At 70.8% G+C, this 21,006-nt stretch carries 16 protein-coding genes and 1 tRNA gene; 8 read left to right on the plus strand and 9 right to left on the minus strand.

Annotated features, from left to right (window positions below):
* Nucleotides 1-135: 135 nt before the first annotated feature.
* From thrB to argS, 5 genes are all read right to left on the minus strand, one after another.
* Complete coding sequence (gene thrB / locus ACOPJ3_RS11460; RefSeq protein ID WP_427869296.1) at nt 136-1,086, minus strand: homoserine kinase; 951 nt, start codon at nt 1,084-1,086, stop codon at nt 136-138.
* Nucleotides 1,083-2,417 carry a homoserine dehydrogenase gene (locus tag ACOPJ3_RS11465; RefSeq protein WP_427869297.1) on the minus strand — a complete coding sequence of 445 codons (1,335 nt, stop codon included), beginning with the start codon at nt 2,415-2,417 and terminating at the stop codon, nt 1,083-1,085. Before ACOPJ3_RS11465 ends, thrB begins: the two co-directional genes overlap by 4 nt.
* Nucleotides 2,414-3,853, minus strand: coding sequence for a diaminopimelate decarboxylase (gene lysA / locus ACOPJ3_RS11470; RefSeq protein WP_427869298.1), 1,440 nt, complete (start codon nt 3,851-3,853; stop codon nt 2,414-2,416). The genes ACOPJ3_RS11465 and lysA overlap by 4 nt, the downstream gene beginning before the upstream one ends.
* A 257-nt stretch (nt 3,854-4,110) precedes the next feature.
* Nucleotides 4,111-4,893, minus strand: a complete 783-nt coding sequence (locus ACOPJ3_RS11475; RefSeq protein WP_427869299.1) for an LmeA family phospholipid-binding protein — start codon at nt 4,891-4,893, stop codon at nt 4,111-4,113.
* Between the two features lie 104 nt (nt 4,894-4,997).
* Entirely contained in the window at nt 4,998-6,668 is a 1,671-nt protein-coding gene (gene argS / locus ACOPJ3_RS11480) for an arginine--tRNA ligase (RefSeq protein WP_427869300.1), read from the minus strand.
* A gap of 102 nt (nt 6,669-6,770) precedes the next feature.
* Here argS and ACOPJ3_RS11485 point away from each other — a divergent pair.
* A tRNA-Arg gene (locus ACOPJ3_RS11485) sits at nt 6,771-6,843 on the plus strand.
* An 806-nt stretch (nt 6,844-7,649) separates the two neighbouring features.
* Nucleotides 7,650-10,619, plus strand: a complete 2,970-nt coding sequence (locus ACOPJ3_RS11490; RefSeq protein WP_427869301.1) for a metallophosphoesterase family protein — start codon at nt 7,650-7,652, stop codon at nt 10,617-10,619.
* Nucleotides 10,620-11,083: 464 nt separating this feature from the next.
* Here the strand turns inward: ACOPJ3_RS11490 and ACOPJ3_RS11495 are convergent, their stop codons facing one another.
* Together ACOPJ3_RS11495 and ACOPJ3_RS11500 are read right to left on the minus strand one after the other, a co-directional pair.
* Nucleotides 11,084-11,935, minus strand: a complete 852-nt coding sequence (locus ACOPJ3_RS11495) for a response regulator (RefSeq protein ID WP_427869302.1) — start codon at nt 11,933-11,935, stop codon at nt 11,084-11,086.
* A complete protein-coding gene (locus tag ACOPJ3_RS11500) occupies nt 11,932-13,221 on the minus strand; it encodes a sensor histidine kinase (protein WP_427869303.1) in 1,290 nt (429 codons plus the stop codon). Before ACOPJ3_RS11500 ends, ACOPJ3_RS11495 begins: the two co-directional genes overlap by 4 nt.
* Nucleotides 13,222-13,358: 137 nt before the next feature.
* Here ACOPJ3_RS11500 and ACOPJ3_RS11505 point away from each other — a divergent pair, with 137 nt between their 5' ends.
* The 3 genes from ACOPJ3_RS11505 to ACOPJ3_RS11515 are packed head-to-tail and all read left to right on the plus strand — an operon-like array spanning nt 13,359 to nt 16,589.
* On the plus strand, nt 13,359-14,417 hold the full coding sequence (locus tag ACOPJ3_RS11505) for a tripartite tricarboxylate transporter substrate binding protein (RefSeq protein WP_427869304.1): 1,059 nt from the start codon (nt 13,359-13,361) through the stop codon (nt 14,415-14,417).
* A complete protein-coding gene (locus ACOPJ3_RS11510; protein ID WP_427869305.1) occupies nt 14,414-15,094 on the plus strand; it encodes a tripartite tricarboxylate transporter TctB family protein in 681 nt (226 codons plus the stop codon). Before ACOPJ3_RS11505 ends, ACOPJ3_RS11510 begins: the two co-directional genes overlap by 4 nt.
* A gap of 1 nt (nt 15,095) precedes the next feature.
* Nucleotides 15,096-16,589 carry a tripartite tricarboxylate transporter permease gene (locus tag ACOPJ3_RS11515; protein WP_427869306.1) on the plus strand — a complete coding sequence of 498 codons (1,494 nt, stop codon included), beginning with the start codon at nt 15,096-15,098 and terminating at the stop codon, nt 16,587-16,589.
* 95 nt (nt 16,590-16,684) lie between these two features.
* Here the strand turns inward: ACOPJ3_RS11515 and ACOPJ3_RS11520 are convergent, their stop codons facing one another.
* Nucleotides 16,685-17,860 (minus strand): helix-turn-helix domain-containing protein, encoded by a 1,176-nt coding sequence (locus ACOPJ3_RS11520; protein WP_427869307.1) that lies wholly within the window; start codon nt 17,858-17,860, stop codon nt 16,685-16,687.
* Between the two features lie 188 nt (nt 17,861-18,048).
* On the opposite strand from ACOPJ3_RS11520, the gene ACOPJ3_RS11525 reads away from it, so the two are divergent.
* A complete protein-coding gene (locus ACOPJ3_RS11525; protein ID WP_427869308.1) occupies nt 18,049-19,785 on the plus strand; it encodes an amidase in 1,737 nt (578 codons plus the stop codon).
* A 34-nt stretch (nt 19,786-19,819) separates the two neighbouring features.
* Here the strand turns inward: ACOPJ3_RS11525 and ACOPJ3_RS11530 are convergent, their stop codons facing one another.
* Entirely contained in the window at nt 19,820-20,116 is a 297-nt protein-coding gene (locus ACOPJ3_RS11530) for a metal-sensitive transcriptional regulator (protein WP_427869309.1), read from the minus strand.
* 128 nt (nt 20,117-20,244) lie between these two features.
* Between ACOPJ3_RS11530 and ACOPJ3_RS11535 the strand changes: the two genes are divergently transcribed.
* Together ACOPJ3_RS11535 and trxA are read left to right on the plus strand one after the other, a co-directional pair.
* The gene (locus ACOPJ3_RS11535; RefSeq protein ID WP_427869310.1) at nt 20,245-20,439 is read left to right on the plus strand and encodes a hypothetical protein; all 195 of its coding nucleotides are present in this window, start codon (nt 20,245-20,247) and stop codon (nt 20,437-20,439) included.
* A 32-nt stretch (nt 20,440-20,471) separates the two neighbouring features.
* Nucleotides 20,472-20,846: a thioredoxin gene (trxA, locus tag ACOPJ3_RS11540; RefSeq protein ID WP_427869311.1), complete on the plus strand. Its 375-nt coding sequence runs from the start codon at nt 20,472-20,474 to the stop codon at nt 20,844-20,846.
* The last annotated feature ends 160 nt before the right edge of the window (nt 20,847-21,006 follow it).

The following is a 21,006-nucleotide window of genomic DNA, read 5'->3' on the forward strand; positions in this document are numbered from 1 at the left end:
CCGCCGGACACGCGCGTCTCTCAGACTCGCCTTCCCGCGGTGCTTGCACTGTCGTGCGTATGAAACACCGGGCCGATTCGCCTCGGTGAGGAAACGATCCACACCCGCGAACGCGGGACACAGCGGGGCAGGTAGCTAGAGAACCTGATCCGCGGGGATCGCCTCCACTGTAGCACCCTTCGAATCGACGGCGAGGAGCAGCACACGCCAATCGGGGTGATGCTCAGCAACGAAATCCGCGGCCGCCTGACGCTCGGCCGGGCCGTTCGAGAGGACGAGCACGGAGGGCCCGGCCCCCGAGACGACGGCGGCGTGGCCGCGATCCCGCAACTCGCCGATGAGATCCCGGGTCTGGGGCATCGCCTCTCCGCGGTAGTTCTGGTGCAGCCGGTCCTCGGTCGCCTCGAGCAGCAGCTCGGGGCTCTGCGTGAGCGCGGCGATGAGGAGGGCCGAGCGCGACACGTTGAACACGGCGTCCTCGTGCGGCACCTGCGCCGGCTGCAGACTGCGCGCGAGCTGCGTCGACATCGTGAAGCTCGGCACGAGCACGAGCGGGGAGACGCCGCGGTGCACCATGAGCCGCTTGAAGCGCGGCCCGTCCTCGTTCGTCCAGGCGATCGTGAGGGCGCCGAAGAGCGCTGGCGCGACGTTGTCCGGGTGCCCCTCGAGCTCGGTCGCGAAGGCGAGCAGCTGCTCCTCGGAGAGCTCAATCGGGTCGACCGGATCCGAGGCGAGCAGGCCCGATGCGATCATGACGCCGGCCACGATCGCGGAGCCGGAGGAGCCCATGCCGCGGCCGTGCGGGATCCGGTTCTCGGCGCGCAGCTCGAGGCCCGGCATCTCGCGGCCGAGGCGCTCGAACACGTGCGCGGCGGAGCGCACCACGAGGTTCGTCTCGTCGGTCGGCACCTCCCCCTCGCCGACGCCGGAGACGCGCACGAGCGCGCCGGGCGCCTCGCGGGTCACGGCGGTCAGCTCGTCGCCGTAGGCGAGCGCGATCCCGAGCGTGTCGAAGCCGGGGCCGAGGTTCGCGCTCGTCGCCGGTACGCGCACGTGGACCGCGCGGGGCATGTCGGCGCCGGTCATGCGCGGCCCTCCAGGCGGAGCACGCTCGTCACGGCGTGGACCTGGTCGGACGCGCGGAGCGCGTCGACCGTCGCCGCGAGGTCGGCCTCGCGCGCCGTGTGCGTCCCGATGACGAGCGCCGCACGGCCCTCGGCGTCGCCGCCATCGGATCCCTCGGATCCCTCGGCGACCGTCTGCTCGACGCTCGCCGCCGAGACGCCGTGATCCGCGAGGATCCCGGCGATCGCCGCGAGCACGCCGGGCTGATCCCGCACCTCGAGCATGATCTGGTAGGCCGTGTTGACCTCGCCGACCGGCAGGATCGGGAGCTCGGCGTGGAGCGAGCCCGGGATCCCCGGGCCGCCGATGACGTGGCGGCGGGCGGCGGAGACCAGGTCGCCGAGCACGGCGGACGCCGTCTCCGCACCGCCTGCGCCAGCGCCGTAGAACATGAGCTCACCTGCGGCTTCGGCCTCAACGAACACGGCGTTCTTCCCTCCGTAGACGGCCGCGAGCGGGTGGTCGCGGCGGATGAGCGCGGGGTAGACGCGAGCGGAGACGCCGTCGACGCCGTCGCTCGAGGTGATCCGCTCGGCGATCGCGAGCAGCTTGATGACGTAGCCGGCGTTCTTCGCCGCCTCGATCTGGGCCGAGGTGATGTTCGCGATGCCCTCGCGGTGCACGGCGACGACCGGCACCTCGGTGTGGAACGCGATGCTCGCGAGGATCGTCGCCTTCTGCGCGGCGTCGTAGCCCTCGATGTCGAGGGTCGGATCCGCCTCCAGGTAGCCGAGCTCGCTCGCGACGCGCATCGCGTCCTCCGCGCTGTCGCCGAAGCGGTCCATGCGGTCGAGGATGTAGTTCGTCGAGCCGTTCACGATCCCGAGCACGCTCGTGATGTGGTCGCCGGCAAGGCTCTCGCGCAGGGGGCGCAGGATCGGGATCGCCGCCGCGACCGCGGCCTCGTAGGAGAGCTGCGCGCCGACCTGCTCCGCGGCGTCCGAGAGCTCGCGGCCGTGCGCCGCGATGAGCGCCTTGTTCGCGGTCACGACGTCGGCGCCGCCCTGCAGCGCCTCGAGGATGAGCGTGCGGGCCGGCTCGATCCCGCCCATGAGCTCGATCACGATGTCGGCGCCCTGCACGAGGCGCTCGGCGTCGGTCGTGAAGAGCTCGCGGGGCAGCTCGACGTCGCGCTTCGCGTCGACGTCGCGGACGGCGATCCCGGCCAGCGTGAGGCGGGCGCCGATGCGCGCGGCGAGCTCATCGCCGTGCTCGAGGATCAGCCTTGCGGTCTGAGCGCCCACCGAGCCGCAGCCCAGGAGCGCAACGCGCAGATCGCGGTAACCGTTCACTTCGTTGCTCCATTCTGAAGAGTGGTCTCATCGCCCGTGACGCTCTGCGCCACGAGCTCGTCTTCGGTCTGGCCGCGCACGATGAGGCGGGCCTCCCCCGAGCGCACCGCGACGACCGCGGGCCTCGGGACGTAGTTGTAGTTGCTCGCGAGCGACCAGCAGTAGGCGCCGGTCGCGGCAACCGCCAGAGTGTCGCCCGGCTGCACGTCGCCCGGCAGGAAGTCGCGCTGCACGACGATGTCGCCCGACTCGCAGTGCTTGCCGACGACGCGCACGAGCGCCGGGGCGGCCTCGCTGACCCGGTTCGCGATGCGCACCTGGTAGTCGGCGCCGTAGAGCGCGGGGCGCGCGTTGTCGCTCATGCCGCCGTCGACGCTCACGTAGAGGCGCTCGCTCGCGCCGAGATCCGCGGGATCGGCGGCAGCGTCGCTGCCCGCGAGGCGCACCGACTTCGTCGTGCCGACCGTGTACAGCGTGATCCCGGACTGGCCGATCACGGAACGGCCCGGCTCGAACGCGAGCTTCGGGATCGGCACCCCGACCTCGGCGGAGGTCTCCGCAACGATGTCCGCAAGCTCGCGCGCGATCACCGCGACGTCCGGCGCCTCCTCGGCCTGCGCGCTCGTGTAGGCGATGCCGAAGCCGCCGCCGAGGTTCAGCTCGGGGATCGGGGCGCCCGCGAGCTCGGCGAGCGCCGGGTAGACGCCGAGCAGCCGGCGCGCCGACTCGCGGAAGCCGTCCGTCGCGAAGATCTGGGAGCCGATGTGGCAGTGCAGGCCGACGAACTCGAGGCTGTCCTCCGCGAGGATCGCGGCAACGAGGCGCGGGGCCTCGCTGAGCGGCTGGCCGAACTTCTGGTCCTCGTGCGAGGTCGCGAGGAAGTCGTGGGTGGAGGCGTGCACTCCGCTGTTGACGCGCAGGCGCACGCGCTGGCGGCGGCCGGCCGCGCGCGCCGCGGCCGCGATCCGGCCCGTCTCGATCTCACTGTCGATGATGATCGTGCCGACGCCGACCGAGACCGCGCGCTCGATCTCGGCGACCGACTTGTTGTTGCCGTGGAAGCCGATGACCGCGGGATCGACGCCAGCGGCGAGCGCGACGGCGAGCTCTCCCCCGCTCGCGACGTCAATCGCGAGCCCCTCGTCGACCATCCAGCGCGCGACCTCGACGCAGAGGAACGCCTTGCTCGCGTAGTACACGGTCGCGGCCGTGCCGATGCGCGCCGCCTCAGCCTGCAGAGCCTCGCGGATCTCGCGGGCGCGGGCGCGGGCCGCGTCCTCGTCGACGACGTAGAGCGGCGAGCCGAATTGCTCCGTGAGCTCCGTCGCGCGGAGATCGCCCAGCTTCAGCTGCCCGCACTGGCTGCCGCGGCGGGCCGTCGACGGGAAGACGCGGGCGTCGATCGCGTTCGCATCGGCTGTCCGGGGATCGGTCATCGAGGTGCTCCTGAGCTGCGGTTCGGGTGGCGGTCATGGGGCGGGCAGATCGTGATCCGGTGACTCATCGCCCGCGCGGCCCCCTGCAGTGGAGGCCGATGGCGAGCGGACCCGGATTGGCCCCTGAAGCCGTGCGAACGGAGAGCGAGTCTCGGAACGAACTCGTCCAGCTTAGCGTGAGACGCATGCCGCCGGAGCCGTGTTACAGGCCCGGTTTCGGGGGCTCTCTGGGGCCGATTGCGCCCGCATGCGCGAGCTCAGCCGCAGGTGCCCGGCTGCTGCTGCGCCTTGTCCGAGGCGATCCGCGGGTTGAGGTCCGCCTTCACCGAGACGGATCCCGTGCTCGAGAACACGATGTCCGTGAGCGTGATGCCCGCGGGCAGGCGGTCCTTGATGCAGAACGTGTGTGATTCGAGCATCGGCGCGAGAAGCCCGCCGGTCGCGCCGGAGATCTGCTCCGCGCTGAGATCGAAGCCTGCCGCGGCGACCCCGCGCGGCTCCACCTCAACCGCGCCGTCGACGATCGTGAGGCCGAGCGTCGCTGAGAGCGGCACCTCCTGGCCCAGCAGCTCCATCGAGCGACCCACCATCAGCCCGCCGTCGCGCACCTCGACGGTCTGCGCGAGGCCCTGGGTCAGGATCTCGGCAAACTCGCTCAGGCGCTCCTTCGGCACCGTGAGCTTCGCCGTACCGTTCGTGATCTCGCCTGTCGTGACGCTGAACGGCACCCGGTCCGCGTGCACCGAAACGTCAGCCGACACCCCCTCGATGAGCGGAGCATCGGGCACCTCGATCGTGATGTCGCCGACTCCCCCGCCGAGCGCCGCGAGCAGCTGCGAACCGCCGAGGCCCACCTCCACCTCGTGATCGTCGGTGAGCTTCAGCTGCGTGCGCACCGCGCCGGCGACGATCCCTGGCAGGATCAGCCTGAGCGCGATCTCCGCCGCGCCTGCCAGGAGCCCGAGCACGACGAGCACGCTCAGGATCCGGACCCACCAGCGTGGCCCGCTCTTCGTCGCCGTATCGCCTCTGCTGCTCATGCCGCTCCCGGAATGTATCGATCAGTGTGGGTGCAACCCTACCGGCAGAGGGCTCGACAACGGGTGAGGATTCCGAGACGTTCACGCACTCGGAAGCCCGCGCGTTACAGACGCTCGGGCGCCGACACCCCGATCAAGTCGAGACCATTGCGCAGCACCTGGCCGGCCGCGTCGTTCAGCCAGAGGCGCGTGCGGTGCAGATCGCCGACCGGCTCCTCGCCAAGCGGGATCACGCGGCAGTTGTCGTACCAGCGGTGATAGGCGGCCGCAAGCTCCTCGAGGAAGCGAGCGACCCGGTGCGGTTCGCGCAGCTCCGCGGCACCCGCGACGATCGCCGGGTACTGCTGCAGCTTGCCGAGCAGCTCCGTCTCAGTCTCGTGGGTGAGCAGCTCGGGCGCGAAGGTGCTGCGATCAACGCCCGCCGCCGCCGCGTTGCGGTCGACCGCGCAGGTGCGGGCGTGCGCGTACTGCACGTAGAAGACGGGGTTGTCGTTCGTGCGGCTGCGCACCTTCTCACCGTCGAGGGCGAGCGGCGAATCCGCCGGGTAGCGCGCGAGCCAGTAGCGGAGCGCGTCCGATCCGAGCCACTCGAGCAGGTCGTCGAGCTCGATGATGTTGCCCGCACGCTTCGAGAGCCGCGCGCCGTTCAGGTTCACGAGCTGGCCGATGAGCACCGTGATATCGGTCTCGACGTTGTCGCCCGCCGCCCCCGCGATCGCGGTCAGGCGGCCAATGTAGCCGTGGTGATCCGCCCCCAGCAGGTAAATCTTCTCGCCGAAGCCGCGATCCTTCTTCGAGAGGTAGTAGGCGGCGTCCGCGGCGAAGTAGGTGTAGACGCCGTTGCCGCGGGTGAACACGCGGTCCTTGTCGTCGCCGAAGGTGCTCGTGCGCACCCAGATGGCGTCGTCCTCCTCGTAGACGTGCCCCTGCTCGCGCAGGCGATCCACCGCCGAGGCGATCGGGCTCGCCTCGCCGTTCTCGCCCTCCGTGTGGAGCGTGCGCTCCGAGAAGAACACGTCGAAGTGGACGTTGAAGCGCTCGAGCGAGTCCTTGATCTCGGCGAGCTGCAGCTGATACGCGAGCTCCTGGGCCTGATCCAGGGCCGCATCGCGGTCGCTCGCGGCGAGCGCCGCGAGATCCGGGAGCTGCTCCCTCACGCGCGCACCGAGCGTCTGAATGTACTCGCCCGGGTAGGCGTCCTCCGGGGCCTCCTCGCCGAGGGCCGCCGCCAGCACCGAGCGCCCGAACTTATTCATCTGGGCGCCGGCGTCGTTGATGTAATACTCGCTCGTGACCTCGGCGCCGGCCGCGCGGAGCACGCGGGCAGTCGAATCGCCGAGCGCCGCCCAGCGGGTGTGGCCCATGTGCAGCGGCCCCGTCGGGTTCGCGGACACGAACTCGAGGTTGATCCGCTGGCCGGCGAGCGCGTCACCGCGGCCGTACGCCTCGCCCTGCTCGACCACGCGGCGCGCGGTCTCGCCCGCGCTCGCTGCGTCGAGCGTGATGTTGATGAAGCCGGGGCCCGCGACCTCGGCCTTCGCGACGCCCTCAATCTCGGCGGCGCGGGCGACGATCTGCTCCGCCAGCTCGCGCGGATTCGTGCCGATCCGCTTCGCGAACTTCATGGCCGCGTTCGAGGCCCAGTCGCCGTGCTCGCGGTTCTTCGGTCGCTCGACCTGCGTGTCCTGCTCGGTGACCGGGACATCCGCGCCGCGCTCGGCGATCAGGTCGGTCAGAATGCGGGCGAGGGCACTTGCGAGTTCTTGAGGCGTCACGAGGGACTAGTCTACTTGGCCCGCGGGGCGGGGTGGTGCGGGTGGTGGGTGGTGCGAAACCGGTCCGCCGTTTGCGCTAGGCTTGTCGAGTCGCAGATGCTCGCCTCCGTAGCTCAGGGGATAGAGCGCCGGTTTCCGGTACCGTAGGTCGGGGGTTCGAATCCCTCCGGGGGCACGAGCGACAGGGCCGGGTCCGCAGCGTCAGCATGCGGGCCCGGCCTTTTGTGTGCGCGCCCGGGGCCGCCCCGGCCCCGGGCCCGGGCTGACGGGCCCGGGCTGCCGGGCCCGGGCTGCCGGGTTGAGTTGACCCAAAGTGACGCATTCTGCGGTCCAGGGGATAGTTTGGGTCAACTCGAGAGGCGGCGGCGCCCGCGCTGGCGTTTGCGGCGGCGGCGGGCCGGCAGCGGGGGCCGGCGGCTGGCGCGGCGGCCAGCCAGTCGGCGAGCGCCGCAACCAGCTCCGGATCCGGAGCCACCCGCCTCAGTTGACCCAAAGTGACGCAATCTGCGTTCCAAGGGATAGTTTGGGTCAACTCAAGGCGGGCTCCCGGGCCCGGACCCCACCCTTGCTCGCCCGACGCAGCCCGACCGGGTTGAGTTGACCCAAAGTGCCCCAATCTGCGCTCCAGGGCGCAGTTTGGGTCAACTCAGGCGGCGGGCGGCGGGCGGCGGGCGGCGGGCAGCGGCGGCCGCGCGCTTCGGTAGACACGTGCGCGAAGTGCCCGGGGTGTCGCCCAAACGCGCGGTGAACCATCCTGAAGCGCAGGCGAACGGCCGTGAACTCTCCCAGAACAGTCGCCACAACGGTGTCAGCCATGCCACCGCAGCCGCCAGGATCGAGTCAACACAACTTCTTCGCGCCGACCCTCAGAAAGGGATACAAATCCCGGGCCGAGGCCCTGTCCAGGGGCCGCGATCCGGCGCGCCGAAAACCCTCCGCCACACCACCGCCACACCAGAGAACCAGGAGATAACCCCGCATATGTCCAGATCAGCACGCAATCCCCGCGGTGCGCGCAGACGCGCCGGCCTCCTCGCGGGCGGCGCAGTCCTCGCGATCGCGGGCGGCCTGCTCGCCGCACCGGGCGGCCTCGCGCCCGGATCCGCTGCTCCCGCCGCCGCGGAGCCTGGCGGCGCGGGATCCGCGCCCGCCGAGTTCCTCGAGACCTTCGACGGCGCCGTGGCGCCGGATCGCGCCCCGGGCGAGTGGACCGTGGAACAGCGCAACATCGCGGGCATGAAGACCGGCTGGCAGGGGTGGAGCTTCCACTCGACCGCCGACGTGGTGAACACCTGGGACGGCACGGGCGACCGCACCTCGTTCGCCAAGGGGCAGGGCCTCGTCGCGGTCGTCCATTCCGACAAGAACCGCCCCGCGACCGGCACTTTTGACTCCACGCTGTGGTCGCCGCGGATCCCGCTTTCCGGGGGCGCCCAGGCTGTTGAGGTCAGCTTCGACAGCCACTACAAGCAGGGCCAGGCGCCGCAGAACGCGCGCCTCGTCGCCCGCTTCGACGGCGGCGAACCCCGCACGGTCCAGGGCTTCGAGGCGCACCGTCTCAACGAGTCCGCGAAGTTCACCGTCGATGCACCGGCCGGCGCGAAGAGCGTCCAGTTCGGCTGGAGCTACCTCCAGAGCTCCAACAACTGGTTCTGGATGATCGACAACGTGCGCGTCGCTGAGGCGGCCCCCGTCCCGGTCACACCGGTAATTGAGAGCGGACGCAAGCCCGTCGCGAGCGCGGGCGGCACGGCCGAGATCACCCTGAGCGGCCTGCGGGCCGGCCAGCAACTCACCGCGGCCGTCGGTTCGGGCACGGTGCAGGCGCCGGCCGCAGACGCCGAGGGGCGCGCGAAACTCACCGTCCCGATCCCCGCCGATCAGGCGCCGGGGATCATCCCGGTGCGGCTGAGCGGCGAGGGCGCGAACCCCGTCGAGTTCGGGATCACGGTCCTCGCGGCGGGGCTCCCCGACTACTCCTCCACCGAGCAGCAGCTCTGGCACAGCGGCTTCGAGTCGGACACCGAGACGTGGACCACGGGCGGCGCGACCGCGTGGCAGTTCCTGGACCGCGCCGCCTCGCTCGAGCAGTACGGCACGGACCGCCGCCACGCATTCACGCGCGCATCGGGCACGATGGCCATTGCCGAGGCGAGCGCCGCGCCGTTCGACGGAGTGCTCCGCTCGCAGGCGGTGCCGGTGCCGGGCGCGGGCGCGGCAGCGGCGGGCGCGGGTGCGGGCGCGGGCCTCGAGCTCCGCCTCGACAGCCACTTCCTGAAGCGCGGATCCGGATCCGCCGCCGCGGCAATCACCGCGGTCTTCGACAGCGGCGAGCGCGCCGAACTCCTCTCGCTTGGAGCGGAGACCCGCGAGTCCGAGCAGCTCCGGATCCCGATCGAGGTGCCGCGCGGCGCGACCACTGCGACGCTCGAGTTCGCCTTTGCCGCACCCGCGGGATCCGGATCCTGGCGCATCGACGACGTCGAACTCGTTCGCCCGCTCGCACCGCTCGCCGACTCGGCGAAGCCGAGCGCCGTCGTCGGCGTGTTCAGCGATGTGCAGGGCGCGAACGCCCGCATGCGCGACAACGTGATCCCGGGCCTCCGCGCGCTCGCGCCTCAGTCGAGCACGATCGTCTCGAACGGCGACCTCACGAGCAACGGCACTGACCCCCAGTACAGCGCCTACTTCGACGCGTTCAACCGGGCAGCGGGCGAGCAGTACCGGACGAAGATCTCGACGATCGGCAACCACGAGTTCTTCGGCGCGAACGGGTCGGAGGCCTACATTTCGCGCTTCCTCGACCGCACCGACATGCGCAAGCTCGCGCCCGAGGGCGCGGATCCCGCGCACGCCGGGCTCTGGGGCGAGGTCGTCGTCGACGGCGAGCTCCCCGTGCTCTGGATCGGCAGCGAATTCCACAATTACCCAGCTCAGACGGGCAGCGGGCCGTTCGTCGAGATGGGCGACGAGCAGTTCGCCTGGCTGCAGGGGCGCCTCGCACACTGGCGGGCGCAGAACACGCCAGTCGTACTCTTCTCCCACCACGTCTTCAACGACTCGGTCTCCGGCACCTACGCGAAGTTCTATCAGGGTGACTTCGCGGCCGACACCGCGCGGCTCGAGGGCCTGCTCGCGCAGAACCCCAACGTCACGGTCCTCACGAGCCACACGCACTGGTCGCCGCTCCTGAACGACTGGAGCGTCGAGCAGCGCTTCGATCCGAGCGCGAAGCACGGCCCCACGATCGTCAACACTGCCGCCGTGACCACGCAGTACGGGCCCTCGGGTGACTGGGCCGAACAGCCCGTTGGGGGCTCGGATCCCGTCGGCCTCCGCGTGGGACTCTTCGACGACCGGTTGCGCGTCACCGCCTACTCCTTCGGAGCGGGTGGGAAGCCGACCGAGCTGAAGCACGTCGACGTCCCGCGCCCGGTCGACGCGCCCGTCGACCCCGAACCGCAGCCCGATCCCGAGCTCTCGCTCAGTGCGGCCTCGGTCGCGCAGGGCGGCGAGGTCACCGCGCACGGCGCGGGTTTCGCGGCCGGTGAGGAGGTCTCGGTCGAGCTCCGCCGGGCCGACTCGGCAGCGTCGCGCACGGCTCGCGTGGTTCGCGCCGCGTCGCAGTCGCTCGCCGCGGACGCCGATGGCGCCTTCTCGGCGCGGGTCTTGGTGCCCGCGGACGCCGCCGTCGGCGGTCACGAGGTCGTCGTGCGCCGGGCCGACGGCACGGAGCTGTCGCTCCCGCTCGAGGTGACCGCGGCCGGCGAGAAGCCGGGATCCGGATCGGGGTCGGGGTCGGGGTCGGGATCCGGATCCGGCTCTTCGGCTGACGGCCTCGCCCGCACTGGGGTATCGGCCCAGATAGGGGCGGTATTCGCCGCCGCAATCGCGGCGCTCCTCGCTGCGGGATCCGGCGCGCTGTTCCTGGGGCGCCGCCGCCGCGGCTAGTGCTCCGGTTCGTCCGTCCCGGCCCGGCGCGGCGCGCCCCGCAGGCCTGAGTTGACCCAAAGTGACGCAATCTGCGCTCCAAGGCACACTTTGGGTCAACTGTTCGGGGAGGGGCGCCCGTCCGGACTCCCCTGCCCCTGGCCGCCGGCTTGAGTTGACCGAAAGTGACGCAATCTGCACTCCAAGGCACACTTTGGGTCAACTGTTCGGGGAGGGGCGCCCGTCCGGACTCCCCTGCCCCTGGCCGCCGGCTTGAGTTGACCGAAAGTGACGCAATCTGCACTCCAAGGCACACTTTGGGTCAACTGTTCGGGGAGGGGCGCCCGTCCGGACTCCCCTGCCCCTGGCCGCCGGCTTGAGTTGACCGAAAGTGACGCAATCTGCACTCCAAGGCACACTTTGGGTCAACTCAGCCGGGGCGGATCCGCGGAGCGGCCGACCGGCCGACCGGCCGACCGGCCGCCCTACCCGCGGCCAGCCCACGGCAGCTGCACCGCGGGCACCAGGCGGTAGAGAACCTCGGGGCGTCCGCGGCGGCCGTAACGGTGGGCGAGGTCCATGGCGCCGATCTCGGTCAGGTAATCGAGGTATCGCCTCGCGGTCGCTCGCGAGATCTTGAGGCTCTGCGCCAGCTCAACCGTCGAGAGCGGCTCGACCGGGTCGAGCGCTTCGACCACGCGCGTGAGCGTCAACTCGGACAGCCCCTTCGGCACGGGCGCGAGCGCGGGGGCCGCACCGCCGCGGGATCCCGCGACGCCGATCCGGCCCGTCGACGCGAGCCGGTCGATCTCGCCCTGACCGAGCACGAGCTCGCGCTCCTCGCGCCCCGCCCCGGCCCCCGACCCAGCTCCCGCGCCGGCGCGCACTGACCGCCTCTCAGCCCGGTAGTCCGCGAGGCGCGCGGCGAGCACCTCCTGGGTGAAGGGCTTCGCGAGGTAACCGACGACACGTGCGGCGAGCGCCTGCCGCACCGTCACCTGATCGCGGGAAGAGCTGATCACGAGCACATCCGGAGAACCGTGGCCGAGCGTGCGGAGACGGTTCAGCACCTCGACGCCGCTCACGTCGGGCAGCCGCATGTCGAGCAGCACGAGGTCGATGCCCTCCCGGATCCCGTGCTCGACCGCCGCGCGCCCGCTCCCGGCGACCCCCGCGAGCACGAAGCCGGGGGCCTCGCTTACGAAGCGCGCGTGCAGGGCTCTAGCGCCCGGATCGTCGTCGACGACCAGCACCCGGATCGGCGCTCCCGGCGCTCCCGGCGCGCCAGGCGCGCCAGGCGCGCCCGCGGCAGCGCCTGCGGAAGACCCCGGCCTCACGGCTTCGCGTCCAACTCGAAGCCGAACCTCGCGCCGCCGAGCTCCGAGCGGCCCAGCTCGATCGCGCCGTCGCGCGCGAGCACGATCCGGCGCACGAGATCGAGCCCCACTCCCCTGCCGGCACCCGTTCCGTCGGGTTTGGAGCTGAATCCGCGCGCGAAGACCCGCTCGGCCTGGCTCGTCTCGATGCCGGGGCCGTCGTCCTCGACCGTGCCGCGCACGCGCGCGCCCTCCTGGGCGAGCCAGCACTGGACGGTGCTCGCCCCGGCTTCGCCCGCGTTCCGGCACAGGTTCGCGAGCAGGAGGGCGAGCTCGTCGTCGATGTCGGACGTCAGCTCGAATCGCCCGATGAGCCGCGCACCGCTCGCCTCGAGTTCGGCGCGCAGCGCCTCCACGGTCGCCCGCAGCAGGGGTTGGCCCTGTAGCTCGTCGTCCGAGGGCGTGGTGCGCACGGGCGCGAGCGTCTGGATGTAGTCGATCGCCTCGGCCGTGTCTCCGTGGGAGACGAGCCCGTGAATCACATGGATCCGCGTGTTGAACTCGTGCGACTGCTCGCGCAGGGCGGCGGCCGTGCGCCGCAGGCGGTCCGCCTCGAGCGCCGCAGCGTCGAGCCGCTGGAAGCGGGTTTCGAGGGCGGCCGCCACGAGCGAGCTCACGAGCGTGCCGACGACGAGTGCGGCGAGCGCCCACGGCATGAGCTGGCGCAGCGAGTCGCTGAGGTCCTCCGCGATCCGGGATTCCAGGATCCCGACCGACACCATCCCGACGACGTGCCCCTGCTCGTCCCGCACGGGCACCTTCGCCCGGAGCGTCGGACCGAGCGTCCCCTCCTCCGTGCCGAGATACTCGACGCCCGAGAGGGCGTCTGACGGATCCGTCGACAGCGGCTCGCCCCGCTCCTCCAGTTCCGGGTGGGTTGCACGCACGCCCCGCACGTCGGCGATGACGACGTAGTCGACGCCGGAGGTCTCCGTCACGAGGTCGGCGAGCGGCTGCAGGTCACGCTGGGCGGCGCGCAGCGTCGCCTCCAGGTCGTGCGCCGCTTCGGCGCGGCCACTGAGTCCGGCGCGCTCGGGGCCGACGCCGGAGAGGGCGTCCTGCACCTGGGTCAGGGCCGCGAGGTTGGTCGCGACGTGTCGCACCCGCTCACCCGTGGTTTCGCGGATGCTCCGATCCTGCACCGATACGGCGATCGCGACGGTGACTCCCACGCAGGCGAGCACGATGAGGCTCGGCAGGAACAGGATCCCGATCCGGGCCGCTCTGGACGTGGTCCAGCTGATCAAGTGAGGTACCTCCGGGGTCGAGAGCGGTTGCGTGAGCATCAAAGAGCACAATGTGCGGCGGCCTCTCCCCCCGGGGAGGCAGTTGCAATTGTAGTTGGGGTGCGCGGAGACAACGGCGTTCGCGCGAAGGAGCAGACATGATGAACCATTCTCGCGGCGCACCCGCCCGCGACTCTCAGCACCCAGACGGAGTCGGCACGACTCGCCCCGCGCGATCCGGGATCCGGACCGTCATCAGCATCATTGGCGGGCTGTTCGCGGCCGCCACGATCGGGATCGCCTCGTTCGGCTCGATCAGTTCCGCCACGGCGGGGCAGGACGCGCGGACCTCGCTGACCGTGATCGCCCCCGCGGCCGCCGGCGGCGGCTGGGACGGCGTCGCCCGCGAGATCCAGAAGGCCCAGCGGGCGAACGGCATCGTCAACAATGTGCAGGTCGTGAACGTGCCCGGCGCTGGCGGCACCATCGGGCTCAGCAGCCTCGCGACGCTCGCGGGCCAGGGCAACACGATCATGGTGGGCGGGATCGGGCAGCTCGCGGCGACGATCCAGTACGGATCCGCCGTGACGCTCGACGACGTCACCCCGCTCGCGCTCCTCGTCGAGGAGTACGACGTCATCGTCGTCCCGGCGGACTCGCCCTACGAGACGCTCGACGAGCTCGTCGAGGCGTGGCGCGCGGATCCCCGCTCGATCCCCTGGACCGGCGGCGGATCCTTCGACCAGCTCGTCGTCACCGAGCTCGCGCTCGCGGCCGGCATCGATCCCGTGGACACGACGTACATCTCCTCGGACGGCGGCGGCGAGGCGATCCAGGCCCTCCTGAACGGGACCGCGAAGGCGGCGACCGGCGGCTACCCGGACAACATCGACCAGATCGAGTCCGGCAGGCTCCGGGCGCTCGGGATCGCAACGCCGGAGCGCATCGAGGGGATCAGCATCCCCACGGCGAAGGAGCAGGGCTACGACGTCTCGCTCGCCAACTGGCGGATGCTCGCGGCCCCGCCCGGGCTCGCCGAGGAGGAGGTCGAGGCGCTGCGCGAGGTCGTGCTCGAGACGCTCGACACCCCCGAGTGGCGCGACGCGATCGACCGCTATCGCTGGACCGAACAGGTACTCACGGGCGACGAACTCGACCGCTTCCTCGACACGGAAAAGAAGCGCGTCGCGCGACTCTACGAGGAGATGGGCGTATGAACCCCACAAACAATCCCACCTCAGCGTCGGCGGTCGTCGGCGAGTCGCTCGAGCTCGAGCGCGGAAGCGGCGCCGGATCCGTCCTCGTCCCGTTCATCATGCCCGCGGTGCTCGTCGCCTTCGCCGGTTACCTGCAGATCGGGATCCTGACCATGCGTATTCCCGAGGGCACCGCGTTCCCTGGTCCCCAGTTCTTCCCGCAGCTCATCGCCGCGGGGCTGTTCCTGTTCGCGGCGCTGCTCATCGCGAGCGCGGTGCGCGGGCTGCGGCGGGGCGGCGACGGGCGGGGCACGGATCCGGTTGCGGATCCGGATCCGGACACTGATCCGGAGTTCGAGCTCGTGGCCGACGAGGGCGAGGACGCTGGTTTCGGCGGGGCTGGCGGGGCCGGCGGTGCCGACGGCGCGCCGCCCAGCCGCTCCGTCGCGCTCGACTGGCGCTCGCTCGCGTGGGTCGTTGGCGCGTTCCTCGGCTTCGCGTTGCTCCTCAAGCCGCTCGGCTGGATCATCGCGGCGGCGCTCCTCTTCTGGTGCGTCGCGCGCGGATTCGGGGTCGGACGCCCCGTTCACAGCCTGATCATGGGCCTCACGGTCGCCTCGGTGGCCTACATCGCATTCGACATGCTGCTCGGGCTCTCCCTGCCCTCCGGGCTGCTCGGTTTCGGCTGGGGGATCTGACATGGACGCACTCTCACTCCTGATGGAGGGCTTCGCGGGGGCCTTCACCTGGCAGAACCTGCTGTGGGTCGTCGTCGGCTGCCTGCTCGGCACCGCGGTCGGCGTGATGCCGGGCCTCGGCTCCTCGATGGCGGTCGCCCTGCTCCTGCCCATCACGTTCTCGCTCGATCCGACCGCGGCGTTCATCATGTTCTCCGGCGTCTACTTCGGCGGGCTCTTCGGCGACTCGACCATGGGCATCCTCATGAACACGCCCGGCCAGGCCTCGGCGATCGCCTCGACGTTCGAGGGCCACAAAATGGCGCTCAACGGGCGGGCCGCCCAGGCGCTCGCCACCGCCGCGATCGGCGCCTTCATCGGCGGATTCATCGCATCGGTCGTCGTCGTGTTCCTCGCGCCGGCGCTCGCGGAGTTCTCGAACAGCTTCGGCCCGGCCGAGTTCTTCGCGCTCGCCGTGTTCGCGTTCGCCGCGACCTCGACCGTCGTCACCGACAACGCCGTGAAGGGGCTCGCGACGCTCTTCATGGGGCTCGGGATCGCGACCATCGGCGTCGACAGCGTTTCGGGCGCGCCGCGCTTCACGATGGACTCGCCGCTCCTCTTCGACGGGGTCTCGCTCGTGACCGTGACGGTCGCGATCCTGGCCCTGGGCGAGGTCATCTACGTCGCGTGCCTGGAACGGCATATGAAGGACAAGAGCCTGATCCGGCCGAGCGGCAGGCCGTGGCTCACGCGCGCTGAGGTGCGCGAAGCCGCCCCGGCCTGGCTGCGCGGCACCGCGATCGGCCTCCCCTTCGGCGTCGTGCCGGCCGGTGGATCCGAGATCCCGACCTTCCTCGCCTACGGCATCGAGAAGCGCCTCGACGCGCGGCGCAAGCGGCCGAAGTTCGGCACGGGCGCGATCCGGGGCCTCGCGGCGCCGGAGGCGGCGGGCAACGCGACCACCGGCACCGCGATGGGCGCACTCCTCGCGCTCGGCCTGCCGATCTCGGCGACCGCGGCGATCATGCTCGGCGCGTTCAGGCAGTACGGGCTGCAGCCGGGGCCGCTGCTCTTCGAGCGCGCGCCCGACCTCGTGTGGGTGCTGCTCGCGAGCTTCTTCATCGCGATGGTCGTGCTGCTGATCCTGAATCTACCGTTCGCGATGCTGTGGGCGAAGCTGCTGCTGATCCCGCGGCCGTATCTGTACGCGGGGATCACGGTGTTCTGCGGGCTCGGGATCTACTCGACCTCCGGCTCGGTCTTCGACCTGCTGCTGCTGCTCGGGATCGGGATCATCGGCTTCGTGATGCGGGCGCTCGACTACCCGCTCGCGCCGCTCATCATCGGGATGGTGCTCGGGCCCCTCGCCGAGACGAGCCTGCGGGACGCGGCGATGAGCAGCAACGGCGACTTCTCGGTCCTCTTCCAGGGCCCGATCGCGCTGGCGCTCTACGGCCTCCTGCTGCTCGTGCTGGCGTTCGCGCTACGCGCGCGCTGGCGCGCCCGTCGCTAGCCGTACCCTGCCGAAACTGCCCTCGCTGCGTGGTGTATCCGCGATAAATCGCACAGTGAGCGCAGTTTCGGCAAGGTGGGCGGCCCGCCAAGGGCTCAGGGGGTTTCTGGGGGCGGCCATGCGAGGACGAGGCGCGCGGCCTCAGCCGGCACGAGCGGGTCGATCCCTGTCAGCTCGCGGAACTCGCGCAGCCGCTTCGAGATTGTGTTGCGATGGCAGAACTGCGCCTCCGCGGTCTCGGCGATTCCGCCCGTGACCAGGTATCCGCGCACGGCCTCGACGAGCCGCTCCCGGCGCTGGCGCGACACCCCCGCGAGCCCGCGCTCGATCGCCTCGATCCCGGGCGCCCCCGCGGAGCGCAGCAGCCCCGCGGTGAAGCGCACCCAGCCGCGATCCCAGGTCATCGCCGTGTCGCCCTCCGAGGCAACGAGAGCTTCGAGCGCCTCGGCGATCCGGGCCGCGCGGCGCACATCGCCGATCCCGTGCGCAACGTCGATCCCGATCGGGAGCGAGCCGAGCACGCCCCCGAGACGCTCCTCGACACGCAGAAACTCCCGATCGTGCGGGATCAGCACCAGGAGGCGGCCACCAAGCTCGTACTCGAGGGGCGCGATGCCCAGCCTGCCGATCTCGGCGAGCGCGGCGAGCGTTCTCGGGGCCACGCCGGCCCCCGCCGCGGCGATCAAGAACTCCCCGTTCGCCGCGATCCCGAGCGCCCCCGCGATGTCCGCGAGCCGCGCGTTGCTCGGCGGCCGCTCGCCAAACAGTTCACCCAGGAGCCCGCGCCTGCGGGAATCCGCGCGGTCGCTCATGCGCTGCGCCTCCGCCAGATAGGCGCGCTGCGCCTGCACGACGTACTCGTCGACGACCCGCATCACCCGGCTCGTCCGCCGCACGATGAGCGGGGCGTCCGCGTCGTCCGCAATGTCAGTGAGCGCCTCCCACAGCACCGTGAAATCGAGGCGAATTGCTGAGATCAGGGCGTTCAATTCGACGCCCACCCGGGCGCGCGAGGATCCGAGTTCCGCGGCCACCGACACCGCCTCCTCAAGCTCCCCCGAGCGCAGCCCATCCAGAATCGCCTCGAACGACAGCAGCGCGAGGCGGCGAATCTCGGCGCGCGGGATCGGTGTGTCCTCGTATCCGGGCAGCGTGTCGACGAGCGGCAGGATCGCATCGGCCAGCCCCTCGGGGCGCAGCCGTTCGAGTAGCTCGAACCAGCGCCGGTTGTCTCGGTCGTGGGTGCCCGGCTCGAGCTTCGTGGCTGACATGCGGCCAGAATAGTTGCTTATGCACGCTATTTTGCGCTGAATCGGCGTACATGCACCCACAACGCGTGCATGGCGCCTGCCAATGTGGATTCAGCGGCGCACGGATCCCCTCTCACGGCGGCGAGCAAGCGACGCGCGGCCCCGGATCCCGCCCGCCGGACTCACGACAGCCTCGAGGAGGAGCGCACATGGAAAAGCACCCAAGCACCACGGAAGCCCCCGAGGCTACGGAGGCCATCGAATCCCCGGCGGCCACCGATCTGGCCGGGGGTGTTGAGTTGCTCGAGGTGAGTATCGCGGGGGTGCTTGACGCGTTTGCGTCGGGGGCGGTGACGCCGTCTGCCCTGGTGGCGGCGTATCTTGCGCGTGTCGAGCGGTACGACACGGGCCCGGAGGGGCTCAACGCGATCCCGGTGCTGAACCCTGACGCGCTCGCGCAGGCGGCGGAGTCTGACCGGAGGTGGGCTGCCGGGCAGGCGCGCCCGTTGGAGGGGGTGCCGTTCACGGTGAAGGACTCCTACATGGTGAAGGGCCTCACGGTCGCGGCGGGGTCGCCGGCGTTTGAGCACCTGGTCGCTCGGTGGGATGCGTTTACGGTGCGGATGCTGCGTGAGGCGGGGGCGGTGCTGATCGGGAAGACGAACATGCCACCGATGGCCGATGGTGGCATGCAGCGCGGCGTGTACGGGCGTGCGGAAAGCCCCTACAACCGGGACTATTTGGCGGCAGCGTACGCGTCGGGCTCCTCCAACGGGTCCGGGGTGTCGACCGCGGCGAACCTGGCGGTGTTCGGGATGGGGGAAGAGACGGTGTCGTCGGGGCGTAGCCCCGCCTCGAACAATGCCCTGTGCGCGTATACGCCGTCGTGGGGGATCCTCTCGATCCGCGGTAACTGGCCCCTGTTCCCCGCACGGGACGTGGTGGTGCCGCACACGCGGTCGATGCCGGACATGCTGCGCCTGCTGGACGTGCTCGTGCAGGATGATCCGGACACGCGCGGCGATTTCTGGCGCAACCAGGACATCATCCCGCTGCCCAAGCCCAGCGAGCACCGCCCCGACACTTACCTGTCGCTGCAGGATCCCGACGCGTTGCGGGGGAAACGCTTCGCGGTGCCGCGCATGTACCTCGGCAAAGACCCGAACTTCCCCATCCGAGTACGGCCGAGCGTCCTGGCCCTGTTTAACGCGGCCCGGGCACGCCTCGAGGCCGCGGGCGCCGAGGTGATCGAGACCGGGTTCCCCCTGATCGAGCAGTACGAAGGCGACCGACCCGGCCAGAAGTTCCTGGGCGAGCTGGGTTCCCTGCCGTCCGACTGGTCAGAGATCGAGTTCACCCACTTCCTGGCGTTCGGGTGGGACGACTTCCTGCGCGCAAACGGGGACCACGCGATCCCGAACCTCGGCGTCGTCGACTCGACGCGCATCTACCCCGCGACGCCCGGAACGCTGCCCGACCGGTACGAGCGAGTGGGCGACCACGACGACCGCTTCGGCGCGATCGTGGCGCAGGCGCGCGAAGGAATCGCTGATCCGCGCAAACACCCGCGCTTCGCGGAGGGGCTCCGCGCGATCGTCGCGTTGCGCGAGGACCTCGTGGAGCGCTGGCTCGACGACGGCGGCTTCGACGGGATCGTGTTCCCCGCGAACGCGGACGTAGGGGCCGCAAACGCCGATGTTGATCCCGGGGCGGCGGATCACGCCTGGTCGAACGGCGTGTTCTTCTCGAACGGAAACTACGCCCTTCGACACGTCGGCCTGCCGACCGTGACGGTGCCCATGGGCACGATGGCCGACATCGGGATGCCCGTCGGGATCACGTTCGCGGGCCGCGCCTACGACGACGTGCCCCTACTCGCCTACGCGGCCGCCTTCGAGTCGGCGGCCGAGGGCTCGCTCCGCACCCCGCCCCCGCACTACACCTGACTGAGCCATACCTAGCCGAGCTACACGGCGCGAGTTAGGCGAGGGAGAGGAAGAGCTTTTCCAGCTCCTCCGTGCGCTCCTCGCCCGAGCCCTCGGGGTCGGTGAGGCACTCCTTGAGCGCCGTCGAGATGATCAGGAATCCCGCGCGATCCAGCGCCTTCGACACCGCCGACAGCTGCTGCACGATGTCGCGGCAGTGCGCGTCCGTCTCCACGGCGTCGATCACCGCGGCGAGCTGACCCTGCGCCCGGCGCAGCCGGTTCACCACTTTCTTTTTCGCCGCGGGATCGTGATCCAGCGCGCCATCGAACTCTGCGGTCTTCTCGGTCATTCCTGACCCCTCTCTCAGCTTCGGCTGCCCTGCGGCTTGACAACCAGCATACCCCAGGGGGTATAGTCATCTCCAGAACGCAAAATACCCCCTGGGGTATCAAAATCCGTACCTTCCGAGGAGACCCCTTGTGCCGCGCTGTTCGATGCAAGACCTGCAACAAGACGACCTGGGCTGGCTGCGGCCAGCACGTCGCCATGGTCAAGGCCACCGTCCCGTCCTCCGACTGGTGCAACGGCAAGCACTCCCCCGCGCAGCTCGAGGCGGCCCGCGCCGCCAAGGCCGAGCGCGGCGGCTTCTTCGCGCGCCTCTTTGGCCGTTGATCCATCCCCGAACGAACACAGGAACCGTAGCAATGAGCACCAAGACCCTCACCGCAGACAACTTCGCAGAGACCGTCTCTGACGGCGGCATCGTCTTCGTCGACTTCTGGGCGGCCTGGTGCGGCCCGTGCCGCGCCTTCGCCCCCACCTTCGAGCGGGCCGCCGAGACCCACGCCGACATCGTGTTCGGCAAGGTCGACACCGAGGCTGAGCAGCAGCTCGCCGCAGAGTTCCGGATCACCTCGATCCCGACCCTCATGGTCTTCCGCGACGGCATTCTCGTCTTCTCGCAGCCCGGCGCGCTCCCGCCCGCCCAGCTGGACCAACTGATCCAGGGCGCGCGGGATCTCGACATGGAGGACGTCCGCCGCCAGATCGCCGAGCGCGAGACCGCGCAGACGGCCTGACCCCCAACCATTCCGCACCCCACCGAATCACCCCGAAAGGAACACGACCATGTGCGCACGAATCACCTGCTCAGCCTGCGGCAAGCCGACCTGGAGCGGCTGCGGCCAGCACGTCGAGGAGGCCCTCGCTGGTGTCCCCGAGGCCGACCGCTGCGCCGGC

This window comes from Leucobacter luti (assembly GCF_050310065.1).
Lineage (GTDB): Bacteria > Actinomycetota > Actinomycetes > Actinomycetales > Microbacteriaceae > Leucobacter > Leucobacter luti_B.